This window comes from Vibrio sp. 2132-1, from assembly GCF_033344315.1.
Window position 1 is genome coordinate 1 of the sequence record NZ_JAWPON010000616.1, and the last position, 579, is coordinate 579.

The 579-nt window shown below is 43.0% G+C and carries 2 pseudogenes; one reads left to right on the forward strand and one right to left on the reverse strand.

From position 1 onward, the window contains the following. Window positions 1–183: pseudogene (locus R8N47_RS26990) on the forward strand (alkaline phosphatase); the annotation flags it as partial. A 79-nt stretch (window positions 184–262) separates the two neighbouring features. On the opposite strand, the pseudogene R8N47_RS26995 reads toward R8N47_RS26990, so the two are convergent. Further along, window positions 263–579, reverse strand: a pseudogene (locus R8N47_RS26995) (phosphoribosylaminoimidazolesuccinocarboxamide synthase); the annotation flags it as partial.

Below are 579 nucleotides of genomic sequence, written 5' to 3' on the forward strand. Positions count from 1 at the left end.
CCGCATTTAGTCTCCGAGCTGCAATGGGCTGACATCAAACAACGTGGCTTTATGCGAGTGACCTTTACTGCTGATGCCGCTCAATCGACGTGGTACTTGGTGTCGACCATCAAAGACAAAAAGTATCAGGTGACGACGAAGTCGGCGTCTACGACAAACGGCACAACGTTAGATATTATCTAATCTAAACTTGCGAAAAAGTAAAAGTCCGCTCATCAAGGCGGACTTTTTTATTGGCAATTTTCAATCAGCTTTCAGATAGCTAGTCGATCAAACCGTATTCTTTGCTGAGAATTTCGATGATTTCAGCTTTTGGATTTTCGCTTAGCGTAATTGGTTTACCTGTAATTTTCTCGGCGATACCAATGTAGGTTCTTGAAATATCCATCAAAGATTCAACAGGAAGATCGTTATCGCATGCAAGAGCTTCGCGCTCTGGCATACGTTCTTTGTTTAATAAGATATCTGGGTCAGGGAAGTGGTTAAGTAGGAACTGACGGAAACCTTCTTTCGAGTTTTCAACGATGTTACCTGCTTGGTACTCCTTTGCATCCCAAATACGAGAAGAATCTGGCGTGC